26 protein-coding genes are annotated in these 22,637 nt (G+C 45.0%); 5 read left to right on the top strand and 21 right to left on the bottom strand.

Features of this window, described 5'->3' with window-relative positions:
- Positions 1 to 76 precede the first annotated feature (76 nt).
- Entirely contained in the window at positions 77 to 589 is a 513-nt protein-coding gene (locus tag EO126_RS00850) for an MBL fold metallo-hydrolase (RefSeq protein ID WP_127007023.1), read from the top strand.
- A gap of 51 nt (positions 590 to 640) precedes the next feature.
- On the top strand, positions 641 to 871 hold the full coding sequence (locus tag EO126_RS00845) for a hypothetical protein (RefSeq protein WP_127007021.1): 231 nt from the start codon (positions 641 to 643) through the stop codon (positions 869 to 871).
- 222 nt (positions 872 to 1,093) lie between these two features.
- Here EO126_RS00845 and EO126_RS10780 read toward each other — a convergent pair whose 3' ends face one another.
- The 20 genes from EO126_RS10780 to EO126_RS00745 all read right to left on the bottom strand — a co-directional run bounded on the left by EO126_RS10780 (position 1,094) and on the right by EO126_RS00745 (position 16,733).
- The gene (locus tag EO126_RS10780; RefSeq protein WP_006555521.1) at positions 1,094 to 1,582 is read right to left on the bottom strand and encodes a hypothetical protein; all 489 of its coding nucleotides are present in this window, start codon (positions 1,580 to 1,582) and stop codon (positions 1,094 to 1,096) included.
- A 54-nt stretch (positions 1,583 to 1,636) separates the two neighbouring features.
- On the bottom strand, positions 1,637 to 2,092 hold the full coding sequence (locus EO126_RS00835) for a EutP/PduV family microcompartment system protein (protein WP_006555520.1): 456 nt from the start codon (positions 2,090 to 2,092) through the stop codon (positions 1,637 to 1,639).
- Between the two features lie 123 nt (positions 2,093 to 2,215).
- Positions 2,216 to 2,578, bottom strand: a complete 363-nt coding sequence (gene eutS, locus EO126_RS00830; protein ID WP_006555519.1) for an ethanolamine utilization microcompartment protein EutS — start codon at positions 2,576 to 2,578, stop codon at positions 2,216 to 2,218.
- Positions 2,579 to 2,785: 207 nt separating this feature from the next.
- A complete protein-coding gene (locus tag EO126_RS00825; RefSeq protein ID WP_127007019.1) occupies positions 2,786 to 3,508 on the bottom strand; it encodes an MIP/aquaporin family protein in 723 nt (240 codons plus the stop codon).
- Between the two features lie 10 nt (positions 3,509 to 3,518).
- Positions 3,519 to 4,640 carry a 1-propanol dehydrogenase PduQ gene (locus EO126_RS00820; protein WP_006555517.1) on the bottom strand — a complete coding sequence of 374 codons (1,122 nt, stop codon included), beginning with the start codon at positions 4,638 to 4,640 and terminating at the stop codon, positions 3,519 to 3,521.
- A gap of 9 nt (positions 4,641 to 4,649) precedes the next feature.
- A complete protein-coding gene (locus EO126_RS00815; protein ID WP_127007017.1) occupies positions 4,650 to 6,068 on the bottom strand; it encodes an aldehyde dehydrogenase family protein in 1,419 nt (472 codons plus the stop codon).
- Positions 6,058 to 7,098: a cob(I)yrinic acid a,c-diamide adenosyltransferase gene (locus tag EO126_RS00810; protein WP_127007015.1), complete on the bottom strand. Its 1,041-nt coding sequence runs from the start codon at positions 7,096 to 7,098 to the stop codon at positions 6,058 to 6,060. The genes EO126_RS00815 and EO126_RS00810 overlap by 11 nt, the downstream gene beginning before the upstream one ends.
- Positions 7,099 to 7,108: 10 nt before the next feature.
- Positions 7,109 to 7,381, bottom strand: a complete 273-nt coding sequence (locus tag EO126_RS00805; RefSeq protein ID WP_006555514.1) for a EutN/CcmL family microcompartment protein — start codon at positions 7,379 to 7,381, stop codon at positions 7,109 to 7,111.
- On the bottom strand, positions 7,368 to 7,859 hold the full coding sequence (pduM, locus tag EO126_RS00800; RefSeq protein WP_006555513.1) for a PduM family microcompartment protein: 492 nt from the start codon (positions 7,857 to 7,859) through the stop codon (positions 7,368 to 7,370). Before pduM ends, EO126_RS00805 begins: the two co-directional genes overlap by 14 nt.
- A 28-nt stretch (positions 7,860 to 7,887) precedes the next feature.
- A complete protein-coding gene (gene eutJ, locus EO126_RS00795) occupies positions 7,888 to 8,730 on the bottom strand; it encodes an ethanolamine utilization protein EutJ (protein ID WP_127007013.1) in 843 nt (280 codons plus the stop codon).
- A 9-nt stretch (positions 8,731 to 8,739) separates the two neighbouring features.
- Positions 8,740 to 9,363: a phosphate propanoyltransferase gene (pduL, locus tag EO126_RS00790; RefSeq protein WP_006555511.1), complete on the bottom strand. Its 624-nt coding sequence runs from the start codon at positions 9,361 to 9,363 to the stop codon at positions 8,740 to 8,742.
- Between the two features lie 68 nt (positions 9,364 to 9,431).
- The gene (gene pduA / locus EO126_RS00785) at positions 9,432 to 9,701 is read right to left on the bottom strand and encodes a propanediol utilization microcompartment protein PduA (protein ID WP_006555510.1); all 270 of its coding nucleotides are present in this window, start codon (positions 9,699 to 9,701) and stop codon (positions 9,432 to 9,434) included.
- Between the two features lie 66 nt (positions 9,702 to 9,767).
- A complete protein-coding gene (locus EO126_RS00780) occupies positions 9,768 to 10,496 on the bottom strand; it encodes a BMC domain-containing protein (protein ID WP_225723616.1) in 729 nt (242 codons plus the stop codon).
- On the bottom strand, positions 10,493 to 10,870 hold the full coding sequence (locus EO126_RS00775; RefSeq protein WP_006555508.1) for a glycerol dehydratase reactivase beta/small subunit family protein: 378 nt from the start codon (positions 10,868 to 10,870) through the stop codon (positions 10,493 to 10,495). The genes EO126_RS00780 and EO126_RS00775 overlap by 4 nt, the downstream gene beginning before the upstream one ends.
- Before the next feature lie 3 nt (positions 10,871 to 10,873).
- Positions 10,874 to 12,700, bottom strand: a complete 1,827-nt coding sequence (locus tag EO126_RS00770) for a diol dehydratase reactivase subunit alpha (protein ID WP_006555507.1) — start codon at positions 12,698 to 12,700, stop codon at positions 10,874 to 10,876.
- Positions 12,701 to 12,718: 18 nt separating this feature from the next.
- Positions 12,719 to 13,234, bottom strand: a complete 516-nt coding sequence (locus EO126_RS00765; protein WP_006555506.1) for a diol dehydratase small subunit — start codon at positions 13,232 to 13,234, stop codon at positions 12,719 to 12,721.
- Between the two features lie 10 nt (positions 13,235 to 13,244).
- Positions 13,245 to 13,931 (bottom strand): propanediol/glycerol family dehydratase medium subunit, encoded by a 687-nt coding sequence (locus EO126_RS00760; protein ID WP_127007009.1) that lies wholly within the window; start codon positions 13,929 to 13,931, stop codon positions 13,245 to 13,247.
- 12 nt (positions 13,932 to 13,943) lie between these two features.
- On the bottom strand, positions 13,944 to 15,605 hold the full coding sequence (locus EO126_RS00755; protein ID WP_006555504.1) for a propanediol/glycerol family dehydratase large subunit: 1,662 nt from the start codon (positions 15,603 to 15,605) through the stop codon (positions 13,944 to 13,946).
- A gap of 25 nt (positions 15,606 to 15,630) precedes the next feature.
- The gene (gene pduB, locus EO126_RS00750; protein WP_006555503.1) at positions 15,631 to 16,446 is read right to left on the bottom strand and encodes a propanediol utilization microcompartment protein PduB; all 816 of its coding nucleotides are present in this window, start codon (positions 16,444 to 16,446) and stop codon (positions 15,631 to 15,633) included.
- The gene (locus EO126_RS00745; RefSeq protein WP_006555502.1) at positions 16,446 to 16,733 is read right to left on the bottom strand and encodes a BMC domain-containing protein; all 288 of its coding nucleotides are present in this window, start codon (positions 16,731 to 16,733) and stop codon (positions 16,446 to 16,448) included. The genes pduB and EO126_RS00745 overlap by 1 nt, the downstream gene beginning before the upstream one ends.
- A gap of 304 nt (positions 16,734 to 17,037) precedes the next feature.
- On the opposite strand from EO126_RS00745, the gene EO126_RS00740 reads away from it, so the two are divergent.
- From EO126_RS00740 to EO126_RS00730, 3 genes are all read left to right on the top strand, one after another.
- Positions 17,038 to 17,925 carry a PocR ligand-binding domain-containing protein gene (locus EO126_RS00740; RefSeq protein ID WP_006555501.1) on the top strand — a complete coding sequence of 296 codons (888 nt, stop codon included), beginning with the start codon at positions 17,038 to 17,040 and terminating at the stop codon, positions 17,923 to 17,925.
- A 140-nt stretch (positions 17,926 to 18,065) separates the two neighbouring features.
- Entirely contained in the window at positions 18,066 to 19,301 is a 1,236-nt protein-coding gene (locus tag EO126_RS00735) for a M20 family metallo-hydrolase (RefSeq protein WP_127007007.1), read from the top strand.
- A 621-nt stretch (positions 19,302 to 19,922) separates the two neighbouring features.
- Positions 19,923 to 21,206, top strand: coding sequence for a sodium/glutamate symporter (locus EO126_RS00730; RefSeq protein WP_127007005.1), 1,284 nt, complete (start codon positions 19,923 to 19,925; stop codon positions 21,204 to 21,206).
- 472 nt (positions 21,207 to 21,678) lie between these two features.
- On the opposite strand, the gene EO126_RS00725 is transcribed toward EO126_RS00730, so the two are convergent.
- Positions 21,679 to 22,635: an AEC family transporter gene (locus EO126_RS00725; RefSeq protein ID WP_127007003.1), complete on the bottom strand. Its 957-nt coding sequence runs from the start codon at positions 22,633 to 22,635 to the stop codon at positions 21,679 to 21,681.
- Between the last annotated feature and the right edge of the window lie 2 nt (positions 22,636 to 22,637).

The raw sequence follows: 22,637 nt of genomic DNA, 5'->3' as shown, positions 1-22,637 counted from the left end.
GGAACAAGGCTTGCTGCGCCTGAAGCCACTCTTCGGTACGTTGCCAGTTATACTTTTGATTTATAGCATATAGTCCATGCACGCAAAACAGAAAAATAGCGTCAGCTACCGCTTCCGAAACCTTCAATTCTTTAGTAAGGGCCGCCACCTGCTTGGGCCGTTCTTCGCTGCTAAAAACACGTATCCGGGCTTTGAAGGTACTTTCAACAGCAAACAAACTTTACCGCTCGTTGACCTTCCGAAATCCGTTGATGAAATTTTGAAAGGTGCAGATGCCGTTGTAGTAACGCATACACATTTGGATCACTGGGATGAAGCTGCTGCTAAAAGCATCAACAAAGATACCCCTATCTTCGTTCAAAACGCATCCGACCAGGCATTGATTCAAAAACAGGGCTTCAAAGATGTACGCGTATTGGCTGATACAACTACTTTAGAAGGCGTAACTTTGTCTCACCGCAACGCAACTCACGGTACTGACGCTATGTACCAAAACAAGGCCGCAGCAGATCTCTTGGGCGAAACTATGGGCGTAGTATTCTCCATGCCTAACGAAAAAACTGTTTACATTATGGGCGACACCGTTTAGACTCCGGACATTACCAAATCCATCAGCAAATTCAATCCTGACGTGCTCATAATGAACACCGGTTATGCTAAATTACTCGGCTTCGAAGACAGCATCATCATGGGTACCGAAGATGTAGGTAAAGCGGCCGCTTTAACACCCAAAGCTAAGATCTTAACGGTCCACATGGATACGGTTAACCACACTGCTGTTGACCGCAAAACTATGAAAAAATACGTTGACGGCATGGGCTTACAAGATCAAGTAACCATTCCTGAAGATGGCGAAACAGTAAAATTATAAGATTATAATCAGGCATTCAAAACTTAACTTAAACAACCTAAATATTAAGATTGCATATCTTATTGTCTACTTTGAAAAAGAGGCTGAGTCACCCGACTCAGCCTCTTTTTATATAAACACAAATTCAAAAAAACATAAAGGCCCTACATTCTCGGATACAAAAAAGCACCGGCCACAAGACCGATGCTTGAACATTCAATGTTAAGAATCCTACTCAATATCTTATTTTTTGGATTCATCCATTACATCATATAACATTTTAAAGATTTCAGGATCACAAGGATATTCTTCACCGTTAACACCACGAATTACCCAATCACCGGGATTCGTTTTAACAACGCCGTTTAATGTCAACAAATAGCGTTCCCCTGTTTCTAAAATAGCCGTTAATTCATTCGGTTTATGGCGAATGGCCACCGCTTTTTCAGCATATAACTTCTCATCGTAATAAATTTCATGAGCTTCAGCCGCGCAATGAGCTTGTAAAATCGTATCAATCAAGATAGGTTCGGTAATGGAGCCTACTGTTTTCTCGCATAAAGCGATGACCTCTTCGTTAAAGGCAGGATCAAAATGTAAAGCCAACGGTGTTTCGGCCGCGTCTTTTACATCTTTGTAAATAAAAATTTCATTATCTGTAATCTGGAGCCAACGATAATCCAGCTTATAGGCACCAGCTAATACACTTGCTAAATTCTGCTTAAAATTCATAATTTACCACCATCATATTCACTACTAATGTCTTATACCGGAGTCCGTATACAGCTACGGTTGCGGCTCCTGAGAAATATAATCACGCAATTGCTTAACGGATTCAGCATCATGTACCGATATTTCAAAAATTCGGCTGACACCGGCTTCGCGAAGATTTTTGCGAGCTCTAGTCGCGTCGCCCCCCAAGTCCGTCTTAGTAATAACCCCGATAACTTCCCTGTTAAACGAAGCGGCAAAATTAGGCGGAAAAATACTCTCCTTCTCATTGGCTTCATTCAAAAACAATACGATGTCCGCATCATAGGCATTCAATAAAATTGCCCGATAGTATATGGGATTTTCCACAAACTCACCGGGTGTATCAATAATCGACCCGATTCGTCCTATTGATTGCGTCTTACGAGCTTCCGGACTGCCGTACATCAACGTATTGGCTAAAGTGGTTTTCCCCACTTCCGTGCGTCCTACCATTATTACCGTTTTTAACGCCTGATTCGTCTGTTCCATCCGCTCACCTCACAATCCGCAGGCTGTCAGCACCATTGAATCCTTATCTATTATACTACAGATTTCCTGCAAATACCTATTAAAATAACCGACACTAGTATGAATACCTGACGAATTGCTTCATCAGGTGCGAGTAATTTTGGTAGGGAAAAATCCTAAAATTTTATCCAGCCCTTCTATTACCGCTTTTAAAGCTGATTCTACACCGGATATATCCCCGGTAATCAGTAAAGCTCCGGAAAAACGGTCCACAAAGCCCAATTCAATGCCGGCTGCTTTCGAAGCAATATCGGCAGCAATAATCGTACCTTCGCCCGGTGTAATCGTCAAAATACCGATAGCACCGCGTTGTTTTTCATCGAGGCCCATTTTACGGAATAATTCAGGTTTCGGATTGGCAATAATATGAGCAATCGTAACCTGCTTGCCGGGCACAAACTCCTGAATAATGCGTTGTTTATTTTCTACAGCGTCTAAAAAATCCATAATGTTGTCCTTTCTGCGTATAGTTCAGTCTCTTAATTCATGCCTGCACCCCTGTATCCCGTAGTGTTCTGACAGCATTTCAAATTAACTGTATATTTCAGACTCCTGATTTATTTTGTTTAATGGCTATGATTTATTAGGTAATCATCGCCTGTGAGCCTCCTCCGCTCATTTAAGAACGATAATTACCTAACATTACTCATTCCTCTATTTAGGCGCAACTGCCAAGAAGAATAACACAGCAATTGTTGCACCGATGACAGGTCCGATAACAGGCACCCAAGCATAACCCCAATTGGCATCACCGCGGTTAGGTACCGGTAAGATTGCATAGGCCAAGCGAGGGCCAAAATCGCGCGCAGGATTGAGCGCAAAACCGGTGGTAGAACCGAAGGAGAAACCAATAGAGGCAACTAACATACCTACGATAAACGGGAATAAACCGTCGCTCATTTTGCCGAGACAAAGAATTGCCAACATAAACATAAAAGTAGCAATTACTTCGGATAATAAATTCATGAAACGGTTATCGCTCATCGGTCCGGTGGCAAAAATACCGACTACATTGCCTTCATCCGGTCCGGTTTGTTTGAAATGAGGGAAATAGTGAATCATAGTAATCGCAGACCCAACGAAACCGCCCACCATTTGAGCAACAACAACAGGCAATACCTGGTCCCACGGGAAAATACCACCGGCAGCGAGAGAAATCGTGATAGCCGGATTTAAATGAGCCGGGCCACCGAGTGCCAAACCGATATATACGGCAAAGGTTACCGCCATGCCCCATCCAAAAATTAAGCTCATCCAGTTTGGCGCAAATGCTTTAGCCAATGTATTTTTTAATAAAACCGAGGAGTTAACCCCACTACCAAAAGCCATTAAAACTGCCGTGCCGACAAATTCACTAATCAGGATCTGTGTATCCATACGCTACTCCTTACATGATCATTAATAATAGATTTTCCAGATCGTCCTTCGAGGCGGCATATGGATTTGTCTGATAGGTCATATCTTGCAATGCTTTATCCGCCATAATAGAAACTTTCTGTCTTGCCTCCTGTGCCGAAATTTTAGCAGCCGCACTGATATTGAGCGGGCATTCAACGGTTCTGGCAAGTTGTAAGATAGCTTTAACTAACGCGACTAAAGCATCTCTCTTATCTGTACCTCTATCTGCAAAGCCGAGCTTCTTTGCAAGTTGTACATATTTCTCATACGCCTTTTCACAATGGAAGGCGTTAAACATAACGACTCTGGCGATAAGCATCGCATTGGCGAGACCATGCGGAATGTGGAATTGACCGCCCAACTGATGAGCTAAAGCGTGGGTAATACCAAGACCGGCTTGGTTAAAAGCGAGCCCCGCCATGCAGGATGCTTCATGCATCCCCATGCGATCATCTTCCGTAGCACCCGGTGCAAAGCACTTAGGCAGGTACTCAAATACCAAGGCCAAAGCTTTTTCTGCCAATGCATCCGTGAAATTATTGGCACCGGTCGAAACCAGTGCTTCAATGGCATGAACCAATACATCCATACCGCTGTAGGCCGTCACCTTAGGTGGTGCCGTTTTAACAAAAAGCGGCGTTAAAATTGCTTCTTGCGGCAATAAACTTTCATCCAAGATAGGATATTTCGTTTGGGAAGACGGATCGGTAATAACGGCAAACGACGTTACTTCCGAACCGGTTCCGCTGGTGGTAGGAATTACGGTGAAATAATGTACGCCCACATACCCCATGCGACGGGCAAAATACAATACCGCTTTGGTCAAATCAATGGCCGAACCGCCACCAATGGCAATCACTGCCGTAGGTTTTATTTGCTGAATAGCTTCGACCCCTTTAACCACATGGCTGATAGGCGGATCCGGGACAACGTCCGTATAAATGCTCACCTCGTTCTGTGGGCGGAGCTCATTCAAAATATAATTTAAATTTTCCGTACCTTCTAAAAACGGATCGCACACAACCAAGATCCGCTCTTGCCGAAATTGTTTTAATCGTAAGAGGGAATCATGGCCGGCAAAGATTTTAGTAGGAAATGTCCATTGATTCATAACAGCCTCCTAGCGAATTTGGAAGCCTGTAGTCAAGCAGCAACGACGGCGGCGTGCAAAATGACGAGCCGAAGTGGTAGCTTCACCGGTTGGCGTGGCAATTGTAAAGGTTGTAGTGCCTTCACCGTTATAGCCGAGACCTGCATAGGATGGGCCGTTTTTAACAAAAATCGAAGTTTTCATAGCGCGAGCCATCTTGTTAAGACGTTCCAAGTTAAGGGAATGCATGGTAGCGGTATGATGTAAACCTGCTTCCAAGAATAAGCAGGTTGCCAAGCCGTCTTCGAAGTTTTCCACGGTTACTACAGGCAAAATCGGCATTAACATTTCGGTTGTGGCAAACGGATGATGTTTGTCGGTTCGCATGATGATAAGACGAGGATCGCCTTCCACTTCGATACCGGCATCACGCAAGATTACGTTAGCATTGCGACCTACATATTTACGACTAGGAGTACAGTTTTTCTGTAAGGTGATGTCCAATAATTTTTGGATTTGATCATCACGTTCTATAAGAACCGCACCGGCTTTTTTCATTTCTTCAATTAATTCGTCGGCGATGAAACGAACAGCAACCACGCTTTTTTCAGCAATGCAGAGAATATTATTATCAAAGCTGGCACCCATTACGATATCCTGAGCAGCCTGACGAATGTTAGCCGTTTCATCAACGAATGCAGGCGGATTACCGGCTCCGGCACCGATTACTTTTTTACCGCTGCACAAAGCTTGATGTACAACGCCCGGGCCACCGGTTACAACCAATAAAGGAACATCCGGATGTACCATCATTTCCTGAGCCGCTTCAATGGAAGGTTCAGCGATAGTAACAATCAAGTTATCAATACCGATGGCATCGGCTACGATACGATTCAATTGACTTACGAGCCAACGAGACAGTTTTTTGGCACCGGGATGTACGCTGAAGAAAATAGCGTTACCGGCGGCCAACATGCCGATAGCATTACAAATAAGTGTTTCACTCGGGTTCGTACTAGGTGTTACGGCACCGATTACGCCGTAAGGGGATAATTCGTATAGCGTCATCCCGTTATCGCCGGTTTCACATTCCGTTACCAAGTCTTCCACACCCGGTGTTTTATCAAGAGTAAGATTCAATTTAATAATCTTATCTGCCACACGACCCATACCGGTTTCATCATAGGTCATCTGAGCCAATTTATTAACCAACGGACGCATACTCTGACGAATGGCTTCGATAGCTTTACCACGCGTAGCCAACGCGCATTCTTCAAATTTAATTTGTGCCTGTTTAGCAGCCGCTACGGCAGCATTTACAGTACTGAATACGCCCGGTTCATCAGGTAAGGCACCTTCCGAAACCGTTGCGGCTCCCGTGTCGGTACCATTCATAATATTCATAACCATAGAGCGAATCATGCGTTCCAACTCTTGTTTATTTTCCATACTTTGCCTCCATATAATCCATTGCATATTCTCCGATAGCCACATCTTCTGCGACTGTCCCCCCACTAATACCTAAGCCACCTATGAGCTTACCTCTTTGAGTCAGCGGAAAACCGCCGCCAAACGTAACTAAAGGCCTGGATACCATGGATTCAATTTGATATAAATCAGCCCCGGGCTGAGTGATTTCTTTCAAAGCTTCGGTCTTACATTTAAGTGCTACAGCCGTATAGGCTTTACCGGCCGAAATATCGGTACTTACCAGTAAAGCATCCGCCATGCGATACGTGAGCACCGGATTACCGTGTACATCCACTACGGTGATAACTACCGGTACGCCCATAGCTTCGCTCTTGGCAGTCGCCCCTTCGAGTAAACACATGGCCATACGGCGCAGGCGTTGGTCCTCATCCACAGGGGCTGCTTCATTTTCTGTATGGCCTTCTGCAGACGGGACCGATTCGGCAGCCCCATCCAATTTAGCCATAACTTTTGACGCTACTTCGTCAACATAGAAAATGAAATCTTCCATACGTGCCAATGTATAAATGCAGTCAGATAACCGGTTGACAAACGCCAACGCTGTCGGTCTTACCGGTTCGCCCTGCCGCAAGCCGTTGAGTTTTCGTTCCGCCCGTCGGCAAACAGTACGGGCTACATGAAGCTCTGCGGCTGCTAAGTTATTGCCTTGATATATAAAACTTGTAAGCGGTGGCAACAATTGCGTATAACGATCGATGATTGATTCCAGCTCTTTAATATCCGCTTCGCTGATAAGCGTGCTATGCTGTGTTAATTTAGCTTGGTCCATCGTCGCTACTTCCGCGCAAAGTCTAAATAACAGGCCCTGTAAATTATGTAAAATCTGTTTTGTTTCCGGATACCGCACCAATTTTTCACACACACTTAAGTGCGCATTCAACTCATCAAGGGTGCCATAGGTGTTGACCCGTTCCGAGTTTTTAGCAACGCGGGTACCATCGAATAGCCCCGTCATGCCTTTATCGCCCGTCTTTGTGTAAATAGCCATGGCCGGCCTCCTATTTATCAAAACTGTCTATAATACCTACGATAGCGCAATCAACAGCGCTGTTGATATCCTGTCCGTCGCCGAACACATGGCGGGCGGAAGAACCGCGAGTCAACAATACATATTCGCCAATCCCGGCACTCACCGTGTCGGCCGCCACTTCATACGAAGGTAACGGTTCCTGATTGCCGTCTACGTATTGTATAATCATCAATTTCAAGCCCACTAAGGACTCATGCTTTTGCGTTGATACAATACTGCCTATTACTCTACCAGTCTGCATATCGCTTCGTCCCTTCTATACATACAAGGTGGCGGTCACGCAACTCATCAAGCCCGAGAGCGGTAAATCGCTGACCACGAAATATAAGTATAACGGACCCATTGTTGCAAGTACGAATCGCCGACGCACTAATGATGCGCTCTTTGAAACTGTATACCCTGCGGCCTTGTTTATCCGTAAAGGTAACCGGCCAGTTTAATATCATCGCCGGATCCCATTGCCCGTTGGCACACATGGCGGTAACCAGCGTCATATCACAACCGTAGGCGACTGCCTTATCAAGCCAGGCTACCAAAGGTCCTTCAGCTCGCTTTGTCAGTTCATCCAGTTGTGCTTGGGTTACGCCCGTCACCGTTACCCTTTGATGATGCAGCAAGGTTCGTTCCTCAAGCTTGCCGTCGTGAGCCAAATCCACCTGTCCTCGGCTATCCATTCGCGCCTGCAAGCGTTTGAGTACTGCTGCAATAATTTCGTCCATAACTACCTCATTCCCTGTAAAATTGGCCTTACATACTGCCTAAGGCAATTCCTAAAGGGGTTACAAATTCCGGATATAGAGGCTTTATTACCTCGCGTCCGATGACTTTCTCAAAGGTATCGGCAAAATCCGTAAAATTAGTGGCACCGCCTACGACGTATACCGGACCATTCTTGCGATAGGCCCCGTCCGCCAAGGCTTTATTTGTAATAGTAGCCATTTTTTCAACCACCGGGCGAATCACCGGATACACTTCCCGTTCTCTTGAATGATCTCGCTTGAGAAGTTCCGCATCCGCTTGGGAAATCCCGTAATTACCGCTCAACACAAGCGTCATATGTGAGCCGCCGGTCGGTTCATCGGCGGTATAACTTACCTTGCGCCGTTTAATCACGGTAATCCCGGTCGTTCCGCCGCCAACATCAACTACGGCACCATTTACCAAGTCAAGTACCAAGGCTGCCGCCGTCGGTTCATCATATATGGCGGTTACCGTAAAATCAGCACCTTCCAGTACATGGCCGACCACGTCTTTATTCTTGCCCATAGTTCCCGGCGGTACAGCCGCTGCCGCTTTTGACAAGGAGCATCCTAAAGCTGCTTCCGCCTTTGCTTTTAAGCGTCTTGTAATGGTTACCGCACCGACATAATCTACTACTAAGCCGTCTCTTACTGCCTGCGCGTATTCAAAAGCACCATAAACCGGTTCCCCTTCGGCATCAACTACGGCAAGGACGATGGACGATGTTCCCAAATCCACGCCGACCCGTAAAGTATCGGCTTCCTTTTCTGAAATTGTACGTGTCGCCCCTTCCTCAACGCATTGATTAAAGGCGGCCAATAGTTGATTTACTTCTTCAATACTGCGCATATTTGCCTCCTACCGTACTATTTTCGCCACCGTATCATTACCTACTTGCGCCGCATTCGCCTCATCCGTATCAAGATGCATTTCCGTTACATAATTAGGTGAAACGCGAATAATCACATCTTCGAACACCGTTGTTCGTTCAGGTGTAACCACGCGTACCTTTACGGTTTCACCATCGGTTACGCCCAGTTTCGTAGCATCGTCGGCATTTACATGAATATGACGCTTAGCTACGATGCAGCATGGGATAGTAACTTGGGCAAATTCCGTTTTTAACGTAATCGGTACGGCTTTGTCAAGCTGACCGGACAACACAATCGGAGGTTTGACTCCTAACATACGGGCATCGGTTTGTGAAATTTCCACTTGCGATGCTTTGCGAAGCGGTCCCAATAAACGAACTTTAGTAATTTCATTTTTTGGTCCCACCAGCGTCACCATTTGTTCGGCAGCAAACTCACCGGGCTGTTTCAATACCTTCTTGGACTGCAATGTCACATGAGGGAAAAGTCGATCATAATCGGCCTGACGGAGATGAATGTGACGATTGGAAATCCCGATTGGGATTTCCGGCGTCTGTACGTCTTGGATAATATGGCGAATCAGCTCTTTTAAAGCATCTCTATCCATCATAAGTTATCCTTTGCTAATAGATTCTGTAATCAGTGTTTCTAAGGTATCTTACTTCCGATAAGCCGGTCTTATTTAACCAAAATGCTTTCTACATCGCTATGAGGGCGTGGAATAACGTGAGTGGATACCACTTCGCCTACTTTAGCGGCTGCAGCACAACCTGCGTCAACAGCGGCTTTAACAGCACCTACATCACCGCGAACCATTACAGTTACCAAACCGGAACCGATTTTTTCATAGCCTGTCAATGTTACGTTAGCTGCTTTTACCATAGCATCGGCTGCTTCGATAGCGCCTACTAAACCTTTTGTTTCTACCATGCCTAATGCGTTATTCATTATAAATCCTCCTTAAGTCATTACATCATACTGTTTGTATTACCTAAGCGTTTTGCTTATCTTTACTTACGCTTTCGGTTTTGTTGTTGTTTTTGCTCGACTCGGCCGTTTCTTAGGGGCCGGTTTTACTACCTTCAGCAACGCTTCTTTTGTCGTGTCCACAACAGATTCGGCATCTCCCGAAGCCGTTGTTTCAGGTGCTTCAGTTGCTTTTGCCGGTTCTGTTTTCACAGGTTCCGCCTGTTTAGTTGCTGTCGATGTTTTAGCCGCCGTAGCAGTTGTTGCTTTAACCGTTTCAGCCTGTTTAACCGGTTCCGTTGCCTTAGCCGATGTCGTCTTCGTCGTCTTAGTCGTTGAAGCAGCTGCTTTAGCTTCCACCTTAGCCGGTGCGGCTTTAACGGCAGTCGCTTTCGCAGGTGCCGTTGCTTTAGCTGTTGTCGCAGGTTTCACTTCCGATTGTACAGGCGGTTCTGTTACAATTTCAGCTTTGGCTACTTCCGGATTTAATACCGGCTTACCGCCACCGCCCAAGAGCATTTTATCAATGCCTTCAGCCGGTCTTGGGATTACTTTTTGCGCAATATAATGACGATCATGTTTGGCTTGTGCCACTCCGGCTTGTACGGCCGCCTGTACGGCACCTACATCACCGGAAACTTTAACCATCATCCAACCGTTACCGCGTGCTTTTTCCACATCGATAATTCGTACATTGGCTGCTTTTACCATTACATCGGCTGCTTTTATGGCCGCTGCAAGACCTGCTACTTCCAAGAGTCCTAATGCTTCTTTCAAAATGCCACCTCCAATCCGGGGTCGGTTTTAAAAGGATTGCCCTTCACCAGGCGAGCTGCATTAGCCCCCAGCGCTCGCATAGCTTGTTGTGCTTGTTTATAATTACGTAAACGATAGATAAATTGATGTGGCGGTAAGTTTTGATAACTTAACACCAAGGTATCTGCCGTGCAGCCGACGCCTACGGACAGTGCCGATGCATGTGAAGCTTCATCGGCCATGCGCAAGATATCTTCATCGGTGCCGCGCGTTTCAAGGCTAAACGGTATACCTTCTTCTTCAATACCGAACAAGAGATCCTGAATGGCCTCCTGAGATACATTCGGATGGTGATAAATTATGATAGTCGGTTTAGGTGCAATTATAACCTCCATACCTTATCCCCTCCGCTCTTTCGCATACGATAAAATCAAACCGGTTGCCACCGCATTACGTGCCCCTTCCGTGCCGCGCACATTCCCGCGCCCGGCCACGAGATTGTAATGGGATAACGCATCGGTAACAAGTTGCGGTACTTCGAAATCCAATGCCGAACCGCCGACAATAACCACGAACGGAATGTCACGCACATTATGTGTAGGACTTACGGCCCGCAAAGCACGCAGCGAGTTTGTTACGAAAACACGTTCTTTAGCAGTTTGACGTACAATTTTAATCTTTTCCATGGACTGTTCGCCGTCAATCGGCACAAGCCCTTCATCGGTTACGATAACCGTTTTGGCAAACAGTTCCGCCGGTAACGGATCTTTGAAAAACTGTACATTGCCGTCTTCGTGGCGAATATGATAGACGCTGATAACTTTGGCTAATGGGAATTTCTTAATGCTTTCCGCTAAGTGAATATCTTCAAGGCCCAATTCAGAGTTAATCAACATGGTAACCATATTACCGGCCCCGGCTAAATGAATAGCCGTTACTCGTCCGTCAGGTGACATAATCGATGCATCCGTGGAACCTGCGCCCAGGTCCAAAATCGCCAACGGCGTTTCCGTACCCGGTGTTGTCAAAGCCCCGAGAATAGCTGATTCAGCTTCCTGGCCACCGATTTCAACGGGAATCTTAAGCTCCCGTTCCACTTCTTTGGCGATGATTTCCATTTGCAAGTGATCCGACTTAACCATAGAAGCTATGCCTACAGCCTGTTCCATCGAGAATTCACCGGCAAGGCCGCCCTTTACGTTAATCGGTACCGATGTATCGACAGCGAGTAAATCTTCAATGTATACATCGTTCGGTGATTTATTCGTTAAGTCCGCCATGGTCTGACGTACTCTTTCCAGCATGCCTCCTACGTTAGTACCCGCTTCACCGCATACATTGTCGATGTGGGATACCTGACCGAGGGTGCTCATAATCTGTTCGGCACCGGCTGAAATGTCAATTGAAACAGTTCGTCCGTCACCGGTGGCTACAATCGAACCTGCCGGAATTACACGTTCTTTTACATCGCCGGCCGGGGTTTTAATAACCACCGCCGAACGGTTGCCGATGAGAGCTCTGGCGATAGGTACGATATTCTTGGTTTCTTCAGCCGATAATTTGAAAACCGTAGCAATGCCATAAGGATTAGACAATTGGGAAATGACTTTACCCGGTTCAACAACTTCAACGGCGGCGAGCATACCAAGCGGTACTTTATCGACATACGCCACTTCATCAATAATAGGAATCGGCTGTTGCAAACGGTTCGCTACGAGCACGCCGTCATCGGCCTGTAAGATAGCCCCCTTGATGCGAAAGCCTTTTGTTACATACGCATTAATCAGTTCGGCCACAAGCTGAAAATCTATTTCTTTCGGTACTACGACGATGTAGTCCTCATCCATAGGTTTATCGAGCAATTGCAGGATATGAGCCGTTTGGCCCACACCGATACCAAGACCGCCCGGAGTTTTCGGATTATGCCCAATCATGGTTGATTCGGTAATAATCGTTTCAGTAATCGTCTCCATCGCTACATCCCCAATAACCGGGGTAGCTTCATTGATACGGATTAAATCGATGTCCTTTAAGGACAGGCCCGTTTTAGCAACCAATTGACGAAGCGATTCAAAGAGCCCTTGAATATTATCCTTAGTCCCTTTAATCCCTGTTGTATTGGCAATGGCCGAACCGAGAAAACGAACTTCACCGGACTCGTGGATTTCCGCTAACGCTGATTCTGTTGTGGAATTACCTATATCAATACCAACGACTCGCTTCATACACAAAACTCCTAACTCTTAGTTATCGCCTTTCAATTTCTTACGTTTTTCATAGTTTTCAGCTGCTTCACGAACAAATTCGGCACAAATAACAGCACCGTATTCATGTTCAAGTTCATCAGCCATAGCCAATAATTCCTGTTTGGAAGAACGGTACGGACGAAGTGCATTGTACATTTCCAATAAGCGTTTATCGCCTACTTTAGTCATTTCGGCAGCGCGCGAGAAGTTAAATTCGATTTGATCGCGACCGCCGGCTTTGGCGATTTGGCCCTGTGCTTTTAAGATATCAGGGCTGATACGCATATCATCCATCGAAACCTGACCGCTCATAACAGCATCCAAAGTGATATCATCCAAACCTTTGTTGCCTACGCGAATCCAATCAGGATGTTTTTGAGCAATCGGGTAATCCGCAGTCGTTGCAACGCGTTCGTTTGTGCTCGTCTGAGTCGCAGCACTTACGGGTGCGGGCGTTCCCTTTTGCATATCTTCTAAAATTTTGCGAATCATCGCTTCCATATCTGTGCTCATAAAGGCCTCCTTATAGGCTTACGCGGCATTCATCAGCCGGTTTACCTTTAACCACTCGTTTTGTTTCCTTAATGTGTAAAAGGGCTGACAACGCTTGATATTTAGGGCGTGCCATTTGATCGTTAAGCGTAGCTACCGGATTAGGGGATTCACCCTTAGCGTATTTAGCTGCGTTTTTACCGATGGCGCGGTATACTTCTTCCGTAAGCAACGGTGCTTGTGGGAATAATTCCAAGTTGGATAACGGTTGTAAATCACGTTGGTGAATTACAGTGGTACCTTTGGATTGAATACCGATGCACACGCCGGAACCGGATAAGTGATCGCCTTCAACAGCAACAGCTGCTACGTCGGAAGAACGGTATACACGAACTACACGAGCTTTTAAGCCTTCTTCTTCAATACCGGCAACGAGTTGACGGATTACATTGCGATGCGGTACACCTACGATAGTAGTGCGTTGGCTGCGACCGAATGCAGGGCCTACAGCAATAACTACTTCGTCAGGAGATGTGTGAGATTCAGCCGGACCACCGGTTTGAATCCAAGTATCATCAACGTCCTCTTCTTTAGGACGAGCCGGAGCCGCTGTTTCAGTGGAGGAACCGGCAAAAGTAACAGGCTTGCTGGCGCTGCCCATTTCTTGAAGCACTTCCATAATTAGTGCGCGTAAAACTTGCTCATTAATTTCAGCCATATTGATGCCCCCTTAAATATCACGCGGATCGATTGCGTTAGGAATATTCTTGATTACTTCCCAATCTTCGCCTTCCAAACGATAGCCTGTACCTACGCCGGCATAATCGTTAGGATTGTTAATTGCTGAAATTACATTGAATTTATCGTCAAAAATAGCGGATGTCTGTAAATAGTCACCGGCGATTTTCTGTTTCAACAAATTAAGAACGCTTTGGGCCAAATCATTGAAACCGCGTTTAGCAAGACCTTTAACAAAGTCGATGCCGGTTACACCGCGGTTCATAAGGTCGGCAGCTGCTTTGATATCAGCTACTTTATCACGAGGCGGCATATCTTTAGAACCGTTGGCATATGTAGCGGCTTCTACTTCTTTATCGGTAATAGCCGGTAAGCCGAGTTCTGCGAATAAACCTTGTAAAGCTCGCGCTGCTTTGTTACGAACAGCTACAACAGCGTCTTCAGTAGCCGGTTTCAAACCGCCGTTAACTTTAAGGTCACGCTGAATGATTGTCCAGTCATCATAATCTTCAGCATCCCAGTTGGATCCGGCAAACATGTTGTCATAGTTTGGTGTGGAGCTGTAACCGGAACAAATGAAGTCAGTACCAGGACAGAACTGCATGAGTGTACGAGCCGTACGACGTAAATCGGAATGACTGAATGTCTGGTCATTACTGGATGCACATTCAAGGTCAAGCATAGCTGCGATCAAGTTTTCTGCTAAAACGGCACGAATACCGGATGGTACAGCAGCCGGAATACCGATACAGCTTACGGAACCGTTCTGAATACCTTGTACGCCGGCGCCTTTAGTGATATAGAGGCAACGAGTTTCGAGGTATAACATGGATTTACCTTCGGCCTGGCCCATCTGAACTTCGGAGCCTGTACCGGAAGTAAAACGCATTTTCAAACCACGGGATGCATAAGCGGATGCTAAGAATGCTTTGGACCAAGGAGTGTCGTCACCGTCGGTGAAAACGTCTTCAGTACCGTATACGGAAATTGTTTCGGCATAAGCTGTAAAACCGCGCATACCGAGTTCCAATTCAGTAGCTTCTTCCAAGGAGCATTGAGTCAATACGCCCGGACGACCGGCTTGGGAACCTACCAAAATACTGATAGCGTTAAGCGGAGCATAACGGGCAACCGCTACAGTTGTTTCTTCTTCGGCAAAACCGCGAAGTGCGCCTTCAGCGGCATCAGCTGCGATTTGAACCGGGTTATCGTTAACGTTGGTTACGTGAGCCTGGTTAGCCATGGTGCGACGAGCACGCATTTTCTGCATGGACTGCATCATTTCAACAACGTTGAAATTACTTACAACTTCAACCATTTTGGCCGGAGTCATAGATTTGGCAAGGCTTGCGATTTCACTGCGAGGTACGGTCGGTGTCAAAATCATGTTGGCGATTTTGCGGGAATCCATAGCCATAACTTCTTCAGCACGTTCCAAGCGAATTGCATAGTTAGCAATAAATGTATCAATCAAGTCGAAATCTTCACGACGTTTGCCGTCAAGTTCTACGATTTTGCCGTTTTCAATGCGGATGCTAGGTTTAGGATCCTGCGGCGATTCCATGGCAATAAAGCCTTCTTCCACCCATTCTTTTACATAACCATCCTGGTTAACAGGGCGTTTACTTAATACTTCAAAACGTTTTGATCTCATATGTCAAGCTTCCTTTCTATCGAAGTTAAATGTAAGAAGGAGCATCGTTTTTAGGTTCGCTGCCTAATGTGCCTAATAATTCTTTACCGATTTCACGAGCTGTGATAACAGCCTGACGTACGGCACCGGAGTCACCAGAGATTTGTAAAATAACTTCGTTGGAGAAGCTTGTGCCGTTACCCGGAGATGCATAACCGATAACATCAACGTTAGCTGCTTTTACAGCTACATCGGCCATTACAACGCCGATAGCTGCCGGAGCACCTACGATAAGACCGAACGCTTTACCTTCAGGAGCGCCGAATGCCGTGTTGATAGCATGGCTGGCACGAGCTGTGTATTGTAATTCAATGTGGCCCGCTTCGTTACCATATACATCGCCGAAAGTGCGTTCTACTTCTTTAAGCGTAACTTCAACGGCGCGTTTAACGTCGGATACATCGTCGCCACCGAATACGATTAAGGAACCGTGACCGGCACCGCCTTTAGTGTCGCGTGCGAGTTCGATACTTACGATTTCAGTGTTGGTAGCTTTAACTGCTTCATCAGCCGCCATAATATGAGGGCCGGCACCGGTACGATCACCTACAACACCGATAGAACGATATTTTTTAGTTAATTTCATGGCATCCAATACTTGTTGATCCACGTTAGCAATTACTAAGCCGATAGTATCACCAAATTTTGCTGTACCGATAAATTCTGTTAAACTACAACTGTTCGCCATAATCTGTTCCGCTCCTTTGCTTTCACTTTGATTCGGGGTGGCTGCCGACAAATTGTCAGCTTTGCTTAATACGCGTTTCAAAATCTCATCTACCATTTGATCTGTAGTACTCATTACGCATCACCTTTTTCCTTTAAGATAAGGCTTTCCACATCTTTGTGGGGCCGTGGAATTACATGCGTCGAGACAACTTGACCAACTCGTTCGGCAGCTGCTGCACCGGCATCTACAGATGCTTTAACAGCCCCTACGTCACCTCGAACCATAACGGTTACGAGACCGGATCCGATCTTTTCGGTGCCGACGAGGGCCACATTGGCGGCCTTAACCATGGCATCGGCTGCTTCGATAGCGCCAACCAGGCCTTTTGTTTCAACCATACCTAGTGCTTCTTGCGACATACAATTCATCTCCTATCTTGGGCGCACAATAAAAATAAAAATCAAATATTCACCACATTTCATCGTTTATGTGTACGATTATTATACAAAATAACAGTATTTCATTTTTTAACACATTTTTACGAAATTTTAATTTTTTGTTCTACTTTTAACAATTTTTTGTTATAATTGGTATAACGATTAATCATAAAACCTCAGTAAATTCTGTGTTTATCATGAGTTCTAGTTATTTGTTGTATTACTATTTTTTAATCCTTTTGTTTTGTACGCCCATACAAAAAGAAATGAGAGAGGGGTGGCAACGATGCCAACCGGTAATTTCAAGACAGAAACAACCATGATTAATGAGATCATGCGTGATTTTACTAACATTACGGAACTGGCAGCCGTATATGTAGATTTGCGCGGCCGTGTTCTTTCGTGCAAATACAACTTCAGTAATTTTTGCAAGTACATTCGCAGTCATCCAACCTTATCGAGGCTATGTGCCTATTGTGATGCGTATGGTGGCCTTGAGGCCTCCAAAGGACATTGTCCATCCGCCTATCGCTGTCACGCCGGCATCGTAGATTTTTCCGTACCGGTCATTCATGAAGGTCACTTGCTCGGTTTTATTTGTGCCGGCCAAACAGCCGTAACCGATCCGCAATTGTCACAAATTTCAGCGCGTAGTGATTGGCAAAACGATTCAACGGCCAAAAAATTCTATAGACAATTACCTATTTATTCCACCGAAGAAATAAACAGTGCGTCTAAAGTACTGAATCTTATGGCCGGTCATTATTTCCCGGATATTTTAAATACATCGCTGGATATACCGGAATTACAAAGCGGTAAGTCCGATATACACAGCCAGATGAAGACGGCCTATCGTCCTGAAATTAAACGGGCCCTTGTTTATATCGACAAGCATTTAAGTTCCAATCCATCCTTACGCGACATTGCCGGTCACGTTTATTTAAGTGAGTCCTATTTGTCCAAAATTTTCAAACAGGAAACGGGGACGTCGCTCGTACAATACATTAACGACCGCAAATTGGAACAAGCTAAATTAATGCTTCGCGGCTCTGATTCGTCCATTGAATCTATCGCCCGCAATCTGGGCTATAATCGGACTAGCTACTTCTGTAAAGTCTTTAAAGAAGCCACTTCGGAAACGCCGCATTCTTACCGTCGTAAATACAGATATTAAAATAGCTTTTAACAATTATTTTTTAACAAATACAAAAGCAGTATTTAACTCAACAATTGAATTAAATACTGCTTTTTTTGCTAAACTTATAAACTTTTACTGTTAAATTTTATATTACGCCGAACAGCAAGGAGATTCCTATGATAAATAAAGAGCGACTTTTAAAACATTTAAACGCCATGCAAACCATAAGTACCATCGACGATGTACCCGGTATTAATCGTATTGCCTTTACCGATCAGGATTGGGCGGGCCGTGACTATCTCATCAAACAGCTTAAAGAGCTGAATCTTACTCTACGTTATGATGAATTCGGTAATGTAATCGGCCGTTATGAAGGAAAAAATCCGGATGTACCCGCTATTATGACCGGCTCTCACACAGACAGCGTACCGCAAGGCGGTAATTACGACGGACTCGCCGGTATCGCAGCCGCACTCGAAGTCATTACCGATTTAAAAGAAACGAATACACATCTCAATCATCCCCTAGATATTGTGCTCTTCATGTGCGAAGAATCGAGCCGCTTCGGCAGTGCTACTTTGGGGAGTCAAGCCATGCGCGGTCAATTGAGTCGCGAACGTTTACAAACCTTGTGCGACAAAAAAGGGCTCAGTCTTTATGATGTTCTAAAAGAACGAGGCTTCAATCCGGATATTATACCGCAATCTAAGTTCACCACACCTCTTAAAGCCTTCCTGGAACTCCATATTGAACAAGGTATCGTACTTGAAAAAACAAACCACACCATCGGTATCGTCACCGGCATTGCCGCATCGACCCGTTATAAAATTCATATTCACGGTACCGCCAGCCACAGTGGCGCCACGCCGATGAATCATCGTCATGACGGACTTTGCGCAGCCGCTGAAATCATATTGGCTGCAGAACAAATTGCACAAAACAGTGAACCTATTCCGGTCGTAGCTACGGTAGGTGTTATCGAAGCCACACCGGGCGTTATGAACGTCATTCCCGGTGAAGTAACCTTAGGTCTCGATATCCGCAGCATTTCTGCCGAAGCTAAAGATCGTGCCACTCGGTCCATACTTCATGCCATTGCGGAAATCGGTCACAAACGCGATATTCCTATCGACACCTCATTAATTGCCGATGAAATGCCCCTCATGGTAAAAAATACTATGATTGAGGCCATGGAAACGGTTGCTAAAAATAAACCGTATAATTATATGACACTGCCAAGCGGTGCCGGCCATGACGCTATGAATTGGGGGGATTACACCGATGTGGGTATGATTTTCATCCCATGCCGCGAAGGGGTAAGTCACAATCCGGCCGAAGCCATTAATATCGATGATTTAGTAACCGGGACAGAATTTTTGAAAGACATTATCCTTCATTTAGATAAACAGTAACATGCAAAATTTTCTATACATTTATGCATTTTGTAGAGTATATAAAAATGTCCTTATATACTCTACTTTTGTTTATTTTATTATATTTTTAAGGTAACTACATTTGTTTTTATATGTATAATTAATCTTATTTTATGCACAAATAAACAATTTATAGAATTTATAATTCAGTTGATTTTATAATCATCAGACCACATAACCTATTGTTTATCAGCTTAAATGCATTCTCATGATTTTTGTATACATAGAATTTTACATATTTTTATTGTATTTTTACGCACTCGCATAGTATAATATTATCAAGTTGAAATATTTATTAAAAGAAGGTCTGTTTCGTTCATGAAACTCACCTTCCGCACTCATCATTTTTTAGTTTCATAATACCGGTTGCCATAATTTTCTTCCCATTAATTCAACTACACGGTTAAATCATCTGTATTATGAAGCCTCTTATAATATAGTTAATGTCCGGCGCAATAATGTCATTTCACTTCCTATTTGCTATGACTGCTTGTACGTTAAATACAAGCGAACGGCTTACCGTCTATCGGCAATCGAAGTTATAAACGCCTGCTTATCAGTATTATGAGGGAGTCAGCTTGCTCAAAGGAGGCGTTGTTTATGGGCGCAGAAGTCTTGACAGTCAAAATCAGTAGCGTACAAGCGGTCGCACTCGCATTTGTGACGTATTTCATCGGTTTATGGATCAAAAACCGAGTTCCCGTATTCCAAAAGCTCAGCTTACCGGCTGCGGTAATCGGTGGTCTGCCGTTTGCCTTCATTTTATCCGGATTACGTGTATACGGAATTTTACAAGTCGATTTTGACAATACTTTATCTACCGTAGCCCTCTTGGTATTCTTTACTACCATCGGTATGATGGCCAGCTTAAAACTTATCAAATACGGTGGTATCGCACTTATCTTATACTTAATCGTATCCTCGATTCTCGGTTTCATCCAGAACTTGTTGGGTATGTCTATTGCCGGTGCCATGGGAATTGACCCTCACTACGGCATCTTGGCCGGTGCCGTTTCCCTCATGGGTGGTCTCGGTACCTCGGCGGCTTTCGGCCCGTACTTTGAAACCACATATGGTATTCAAGGTGCTACAACCGTAGCTATTACAGCCGCTACCTTCGGTATGGTAGTAGCGCTCGTACTTGGCGGACCTTTCGGTGAATTCTTAATTAAACACTACAAAATTAAAACTCCCGGTTCGCAACATATTGATCCTAAAACAACTCCGAATGCAACTAAAAACATTCCTGAATCAGAAGCTGATAATCCGGCAGCTGCTCAATTAGAACCACATGTATTCGATATGTCTATTCTTGAAGAAGAAGAAACAACCGACGTAAACGGCGTATTAAAAGCAGCCGGTTTCGTATTCGTAGCTGTAGGTCTCGGTGCCGTACTCAGTGCTTACCTCAACACATTCATTACCTTACCGGCTTACATCGGTGCCATGCTCGTAGCAGCTGTCATTCGTAATATCGGTGACTTCTCCGGTATGTATCGCGTACAGGGCGGCGGCCTCAATGTAGTATCCGAAGTAGCATTAACCGTATATGTTACTATGGCTATTAACAGCTTGAAACTATACGAATTGATTCATTTGGCTTTACCACTCGTAGTAATCTTGATTGCTCAGACACTTCTCATGATTGTCTTTGCATGGCTCGGTTACTTCTTACTCTTCGGCAAAAACTACGACGGCGTTATGCTCGGCGTAGGCGGTATCGGTTTTGCCATGGGTGCTACTGCCAACGGTCTCGCCAACATGCAGTCCTTGGCTGAAAAATACGGTCCATCGCCTAAAGCATGGCTCATCGTATCACTCGTTGGTGCGTTCCTGATTGACTTCGTCAATGCCATTATTATTACGTGGATGGGGACTTGGTAAGAACAGGCATAAGGTTCGTCCTTAAGCCCCTAATGGGGGCTACATTAGAGCTAAAAACAGTATAAAGGTATAGGTTATAAAGAACGGAGAGGCTCCACATCTAAGGCTTGGTTTTGCGCAGTAAAAAGACCCTTAGATGTGGACCTCTCCGTTTCTTTTACCCAGAGTACTTTATGACTGTTTTTAGCGGCATAATAAGTCCCATCAGGAACTTTGCGCAAAGAACTTTATGCCTGTTCTTACCGGCGTTGGAGGGAGGAAGGAGGTTTCTGCAACGCAGAAACCTCCCCTTCCCCCCTCGCTAGTTAAAGCCGGCTTTCAAAGGTATACAACGGTTTGAATTGAGATGATAATCAAATGGAAAGAAAATGGCTCCTCACAAGGGTCTTTTTGCTGCGCAAAACCAAGCCTTGTGAGGAGCCATTTCTTTTCTTATTTCATTGTTAAAACCGATTGCATCTTTGAAGCCGGCTTACTTAACTAACATAATTACTATTGGCAGTGTTATAGCCGCGAATACGGTGCTCGCCACAACGAGTTGGGTAGCATATTCTGTTTCTGTTTTTAAGACGCCTGCAATGAGTGCTGTGGTGACACCACTCGGAACAGCTGCCGAAATGACGAGAACTTGCATAACGAGTTCCGAAACGGGACCTGCCACAAGTTCATAAGGCCAAATTACCAGCCACGCCACCAAAGGACCTACAATAAGGCGAACGGAACTGCCCCAAATTACTTCTCGCGTAAAGAAGTTGAACGGTGTTCTTGCCAATTGAACCCCCAGCGTAAATAAAGCGACCATAACGAGGGCATTACTTACGTTGGTCAGAACCGGCCAGAAGAATGTTTCATCAATAGGGATATTTCCGAAACTACAGAGAGCCGCACCTGCTACAGCATAGATAATCGGCATTTTAAATACTAACTTAATCGCATCGGTACGACTCATTTTGCCCTGTCCGGCAAAGTAAAAACCAAAGCTGTTGGTTACAATATTTTGCCAAACGAATACGACAATCTGAATGGCGATAGCCGCCTGTAACCATACAGGTGAACCGTTTTGCAAAAACGGCTCATTGGAGTAGATAAACACAATAAGCGGCACCCCAATGTTACCACAGTTGTTAAATAACACGGCATTACGAAAAATACCGGATTTTTCACGGGATAGGCCCAGTGCTTTTTCAAAAATCATACTGGCAATCCAAGTCGCCGCAAAGCCGATAATGGTTAGCCACACTACTTGTGCACTTTCACCCGACACCGTATAGCTGTATGTGTTGGTAAACAAAAAGGCCGGTGACACAACATAGAAATTGATTTTGCTCAGTGTATCAAGGTCCATATGGAATTTTTTATCCATAAAGTAACCGATGAGAACAAGAAGTAAAATAGGTGCGACCGTAGTCATAAAAATATGCAATATCATAT

Source organism: Veillonella seminalis (assembly GCF_003992065.1).
GTDB lineage: Bacteria > Bacillota > Negativicutes > Veillonellales > Veillonellaceae > Veillonella_A > Veillonella_A seminalis.
This window is presented reverse-complemented; position numbering and strand designations above follow the sequence as displayed.

What these genes read in the sequence shown, in the direction of transcription:
- EO126_RS00850 (WP_127007023.1), top strand. Translation starts at nt 77, where the DNA reads ATGCACGCAAAACAGAAAAATAGCGTCAGCTACCGCTTCCGAAACCTT.
- EO126_RS00845 (WP_127007021.1), top strand. Translation starts at nt 641, where the DNA reads ATGAACACCGGTTATGCTAAATTACTCGGCTTCGAAGACAGCATCATC.
- EO126_RS10780 (WP_006555521.1), bottom strand. Translation starts at nt 1,582, where the DNA reads ATGAATTTTAAGCAGAATTTAGCAAGTGTATTAGCTGGTGCCTATAAG.
- EO126_RS00835 (WP_006555520.1), bottom strand. Translation starts at nt 2,092, where the DNA reads ATGGAACAGACGAATCAGGCGTTAAAAACGGTAATAATGGTAGGACGC.
- eutS (WP_006555519.1), bottom strand. Translation starts at nt 2,578, where the DNA reads ATGGATTTTTTAGACGCTGTAGAAAATAAACAACGCATTATTCAGGAG.
- EO126_RS00825 (WP_127007019.1), bottom strand. Translation starts at nt 3,508, where the DNA reads ATGGATACACAGATCCTGATTAGTGAATTTGTCGGCACGGCAGTTTTA.
- EO126_RS00820 (WP_006555517.1), bottom strand. Translation starts at nt 4,640, where the DNA reads ATGAATCAATGGACATTTCCTACTAAAATCTTTGCCGGCCATGATTCC.
- EO126_RS00815 (WP_127007017.1), bottom strand. Translation starts at nt 6,068, where the DNA reads ATGGAAAATAAACAAGAGTTGGAACGCATGATTCGCTCTATGGTTATG.
- EO126_RS00810 (WP_127007015.1), bottom strand. Translation starts at nt 7,098, where the DNA reads ATGGCTATTTACACAAAGACGGGCGATAAAGGCATGACGGGGCTATTC.
- EO126_RS00805 (WP_006555514.1), bottom strand. Translation starts at nt 7,381, where the DNA reads ATGCAGACTGGTAGAGTAATAGGCAGTATTGTATCAACGCAAAAGCAT.
- pduM (WP_006555513.1), bottom strand. Translation starts at nt 7,859, where the DNA reads ATGGACGAAATTATTGCAGCAGTACTCAAACGCTTGCAGGCGCGAATG.
- eutJ (WP_127007013.1), bottom strand. Translation starts at nt 8,730, where the DNA reads ATGCGCAGTATTGAAGAAGTAAATCAACTATTGGCCGCCTTTAATCAA.
- pduL (WP_006555511.1), bottom strand. Translation starts at nt 9,363, where the DNA reads ATGATGGATAGAGATGCTTTAAAAGAGCTGATTCGCCATATTATCCAA.
- pduA (WP_006555510.1), bottom strand. Translation starts at nt 9,701, where the DNA reads ATGAATAACGCATTAGGCATGGTAGAAACAAAAGGTTTAGTAGGCGCT.
- EO126_RS00775 (WP_006555508.1), bottom strand. Translation starts at nt 10,870, where the DNA reads ATGGAGGTTATAATTGCACCTAAACCGACTATCATAATTTATCACCAT.
- EO126_RS00770 (WP_006555507.1), bottom strand. Translation starts at nt 12,700, where the DNA reads ATGAAGCGAGTCGTTGGTATTGATATAGGTAATTCCACAACAGAATCA.
- EO126_RS00765 (WP_006555506.1), bottom strand. Translation starts at nt 13,234, where the DNA reads ATGAGCACAGATATGGAAGCGATGATTCGCAAAATTTTAGAAGATATG.
- EO126_RS00760 (WP_127007009.1), bottom strand. Translation starts at nt 13,931, where the DNA reads ATGGCTGAAATTAATGAGCAAGTTTTACGCGCACTAATTATGGAAGTG.
- EO126_RS00755 (WP_006555504.1), bottom strand. Translation starts at nt 15,605, where the DNA reads ATGAGATCAAAACGTTTTGAAGTATTAAGTAAACGCCCTGTTAACCAG.
- pduB (WP_006555503.1), bottom strand. Translation starts at nt 16,446, where the DNA reads ATGAGTACTACAGATCAAATGGTAGATGAGATTTTGAAACGCGTATTA.
- EO126_RS00745 (WP_006555502.1), bottom strand. Translation starts at nt 16,733, where the DNA reads ATGTCGCAAGAAGCACTAGGTATGGTTGAAACAAAAGGCCTGGTTGGC.
- EO126_RS00740 (WP_006555501.1), top strand. Translation starts at nt 17,038, where the DNA reads ATGCCAACCGGTAATTTCAAGACAGAAACAACCATGATTAATGAGATC.
- EO126_RS00735 (WP_127007007.1), top strand. Translation starts at nt 18,066, where the DNA reads ATGATAAATAAAGAGCGACTTTTAAAACATTTAAACGCCATGCAAACC.
- EO126_RS00730 (WP_127007005.1), top strand. Translation starts at nt 19,923, where the DNA reads ATGGGCGCAGAAGTCTTGACAGTCAAAATCAGTAGCGTACAAGCGGTC.
- EO126_RS00725 (WP_127007003.1), bottom strand. Translation starts at nt 22,635, where the DNA reads ATGATATTGCATATTTTTATGACTACGGTCGCACCTATTTTACTTCTT.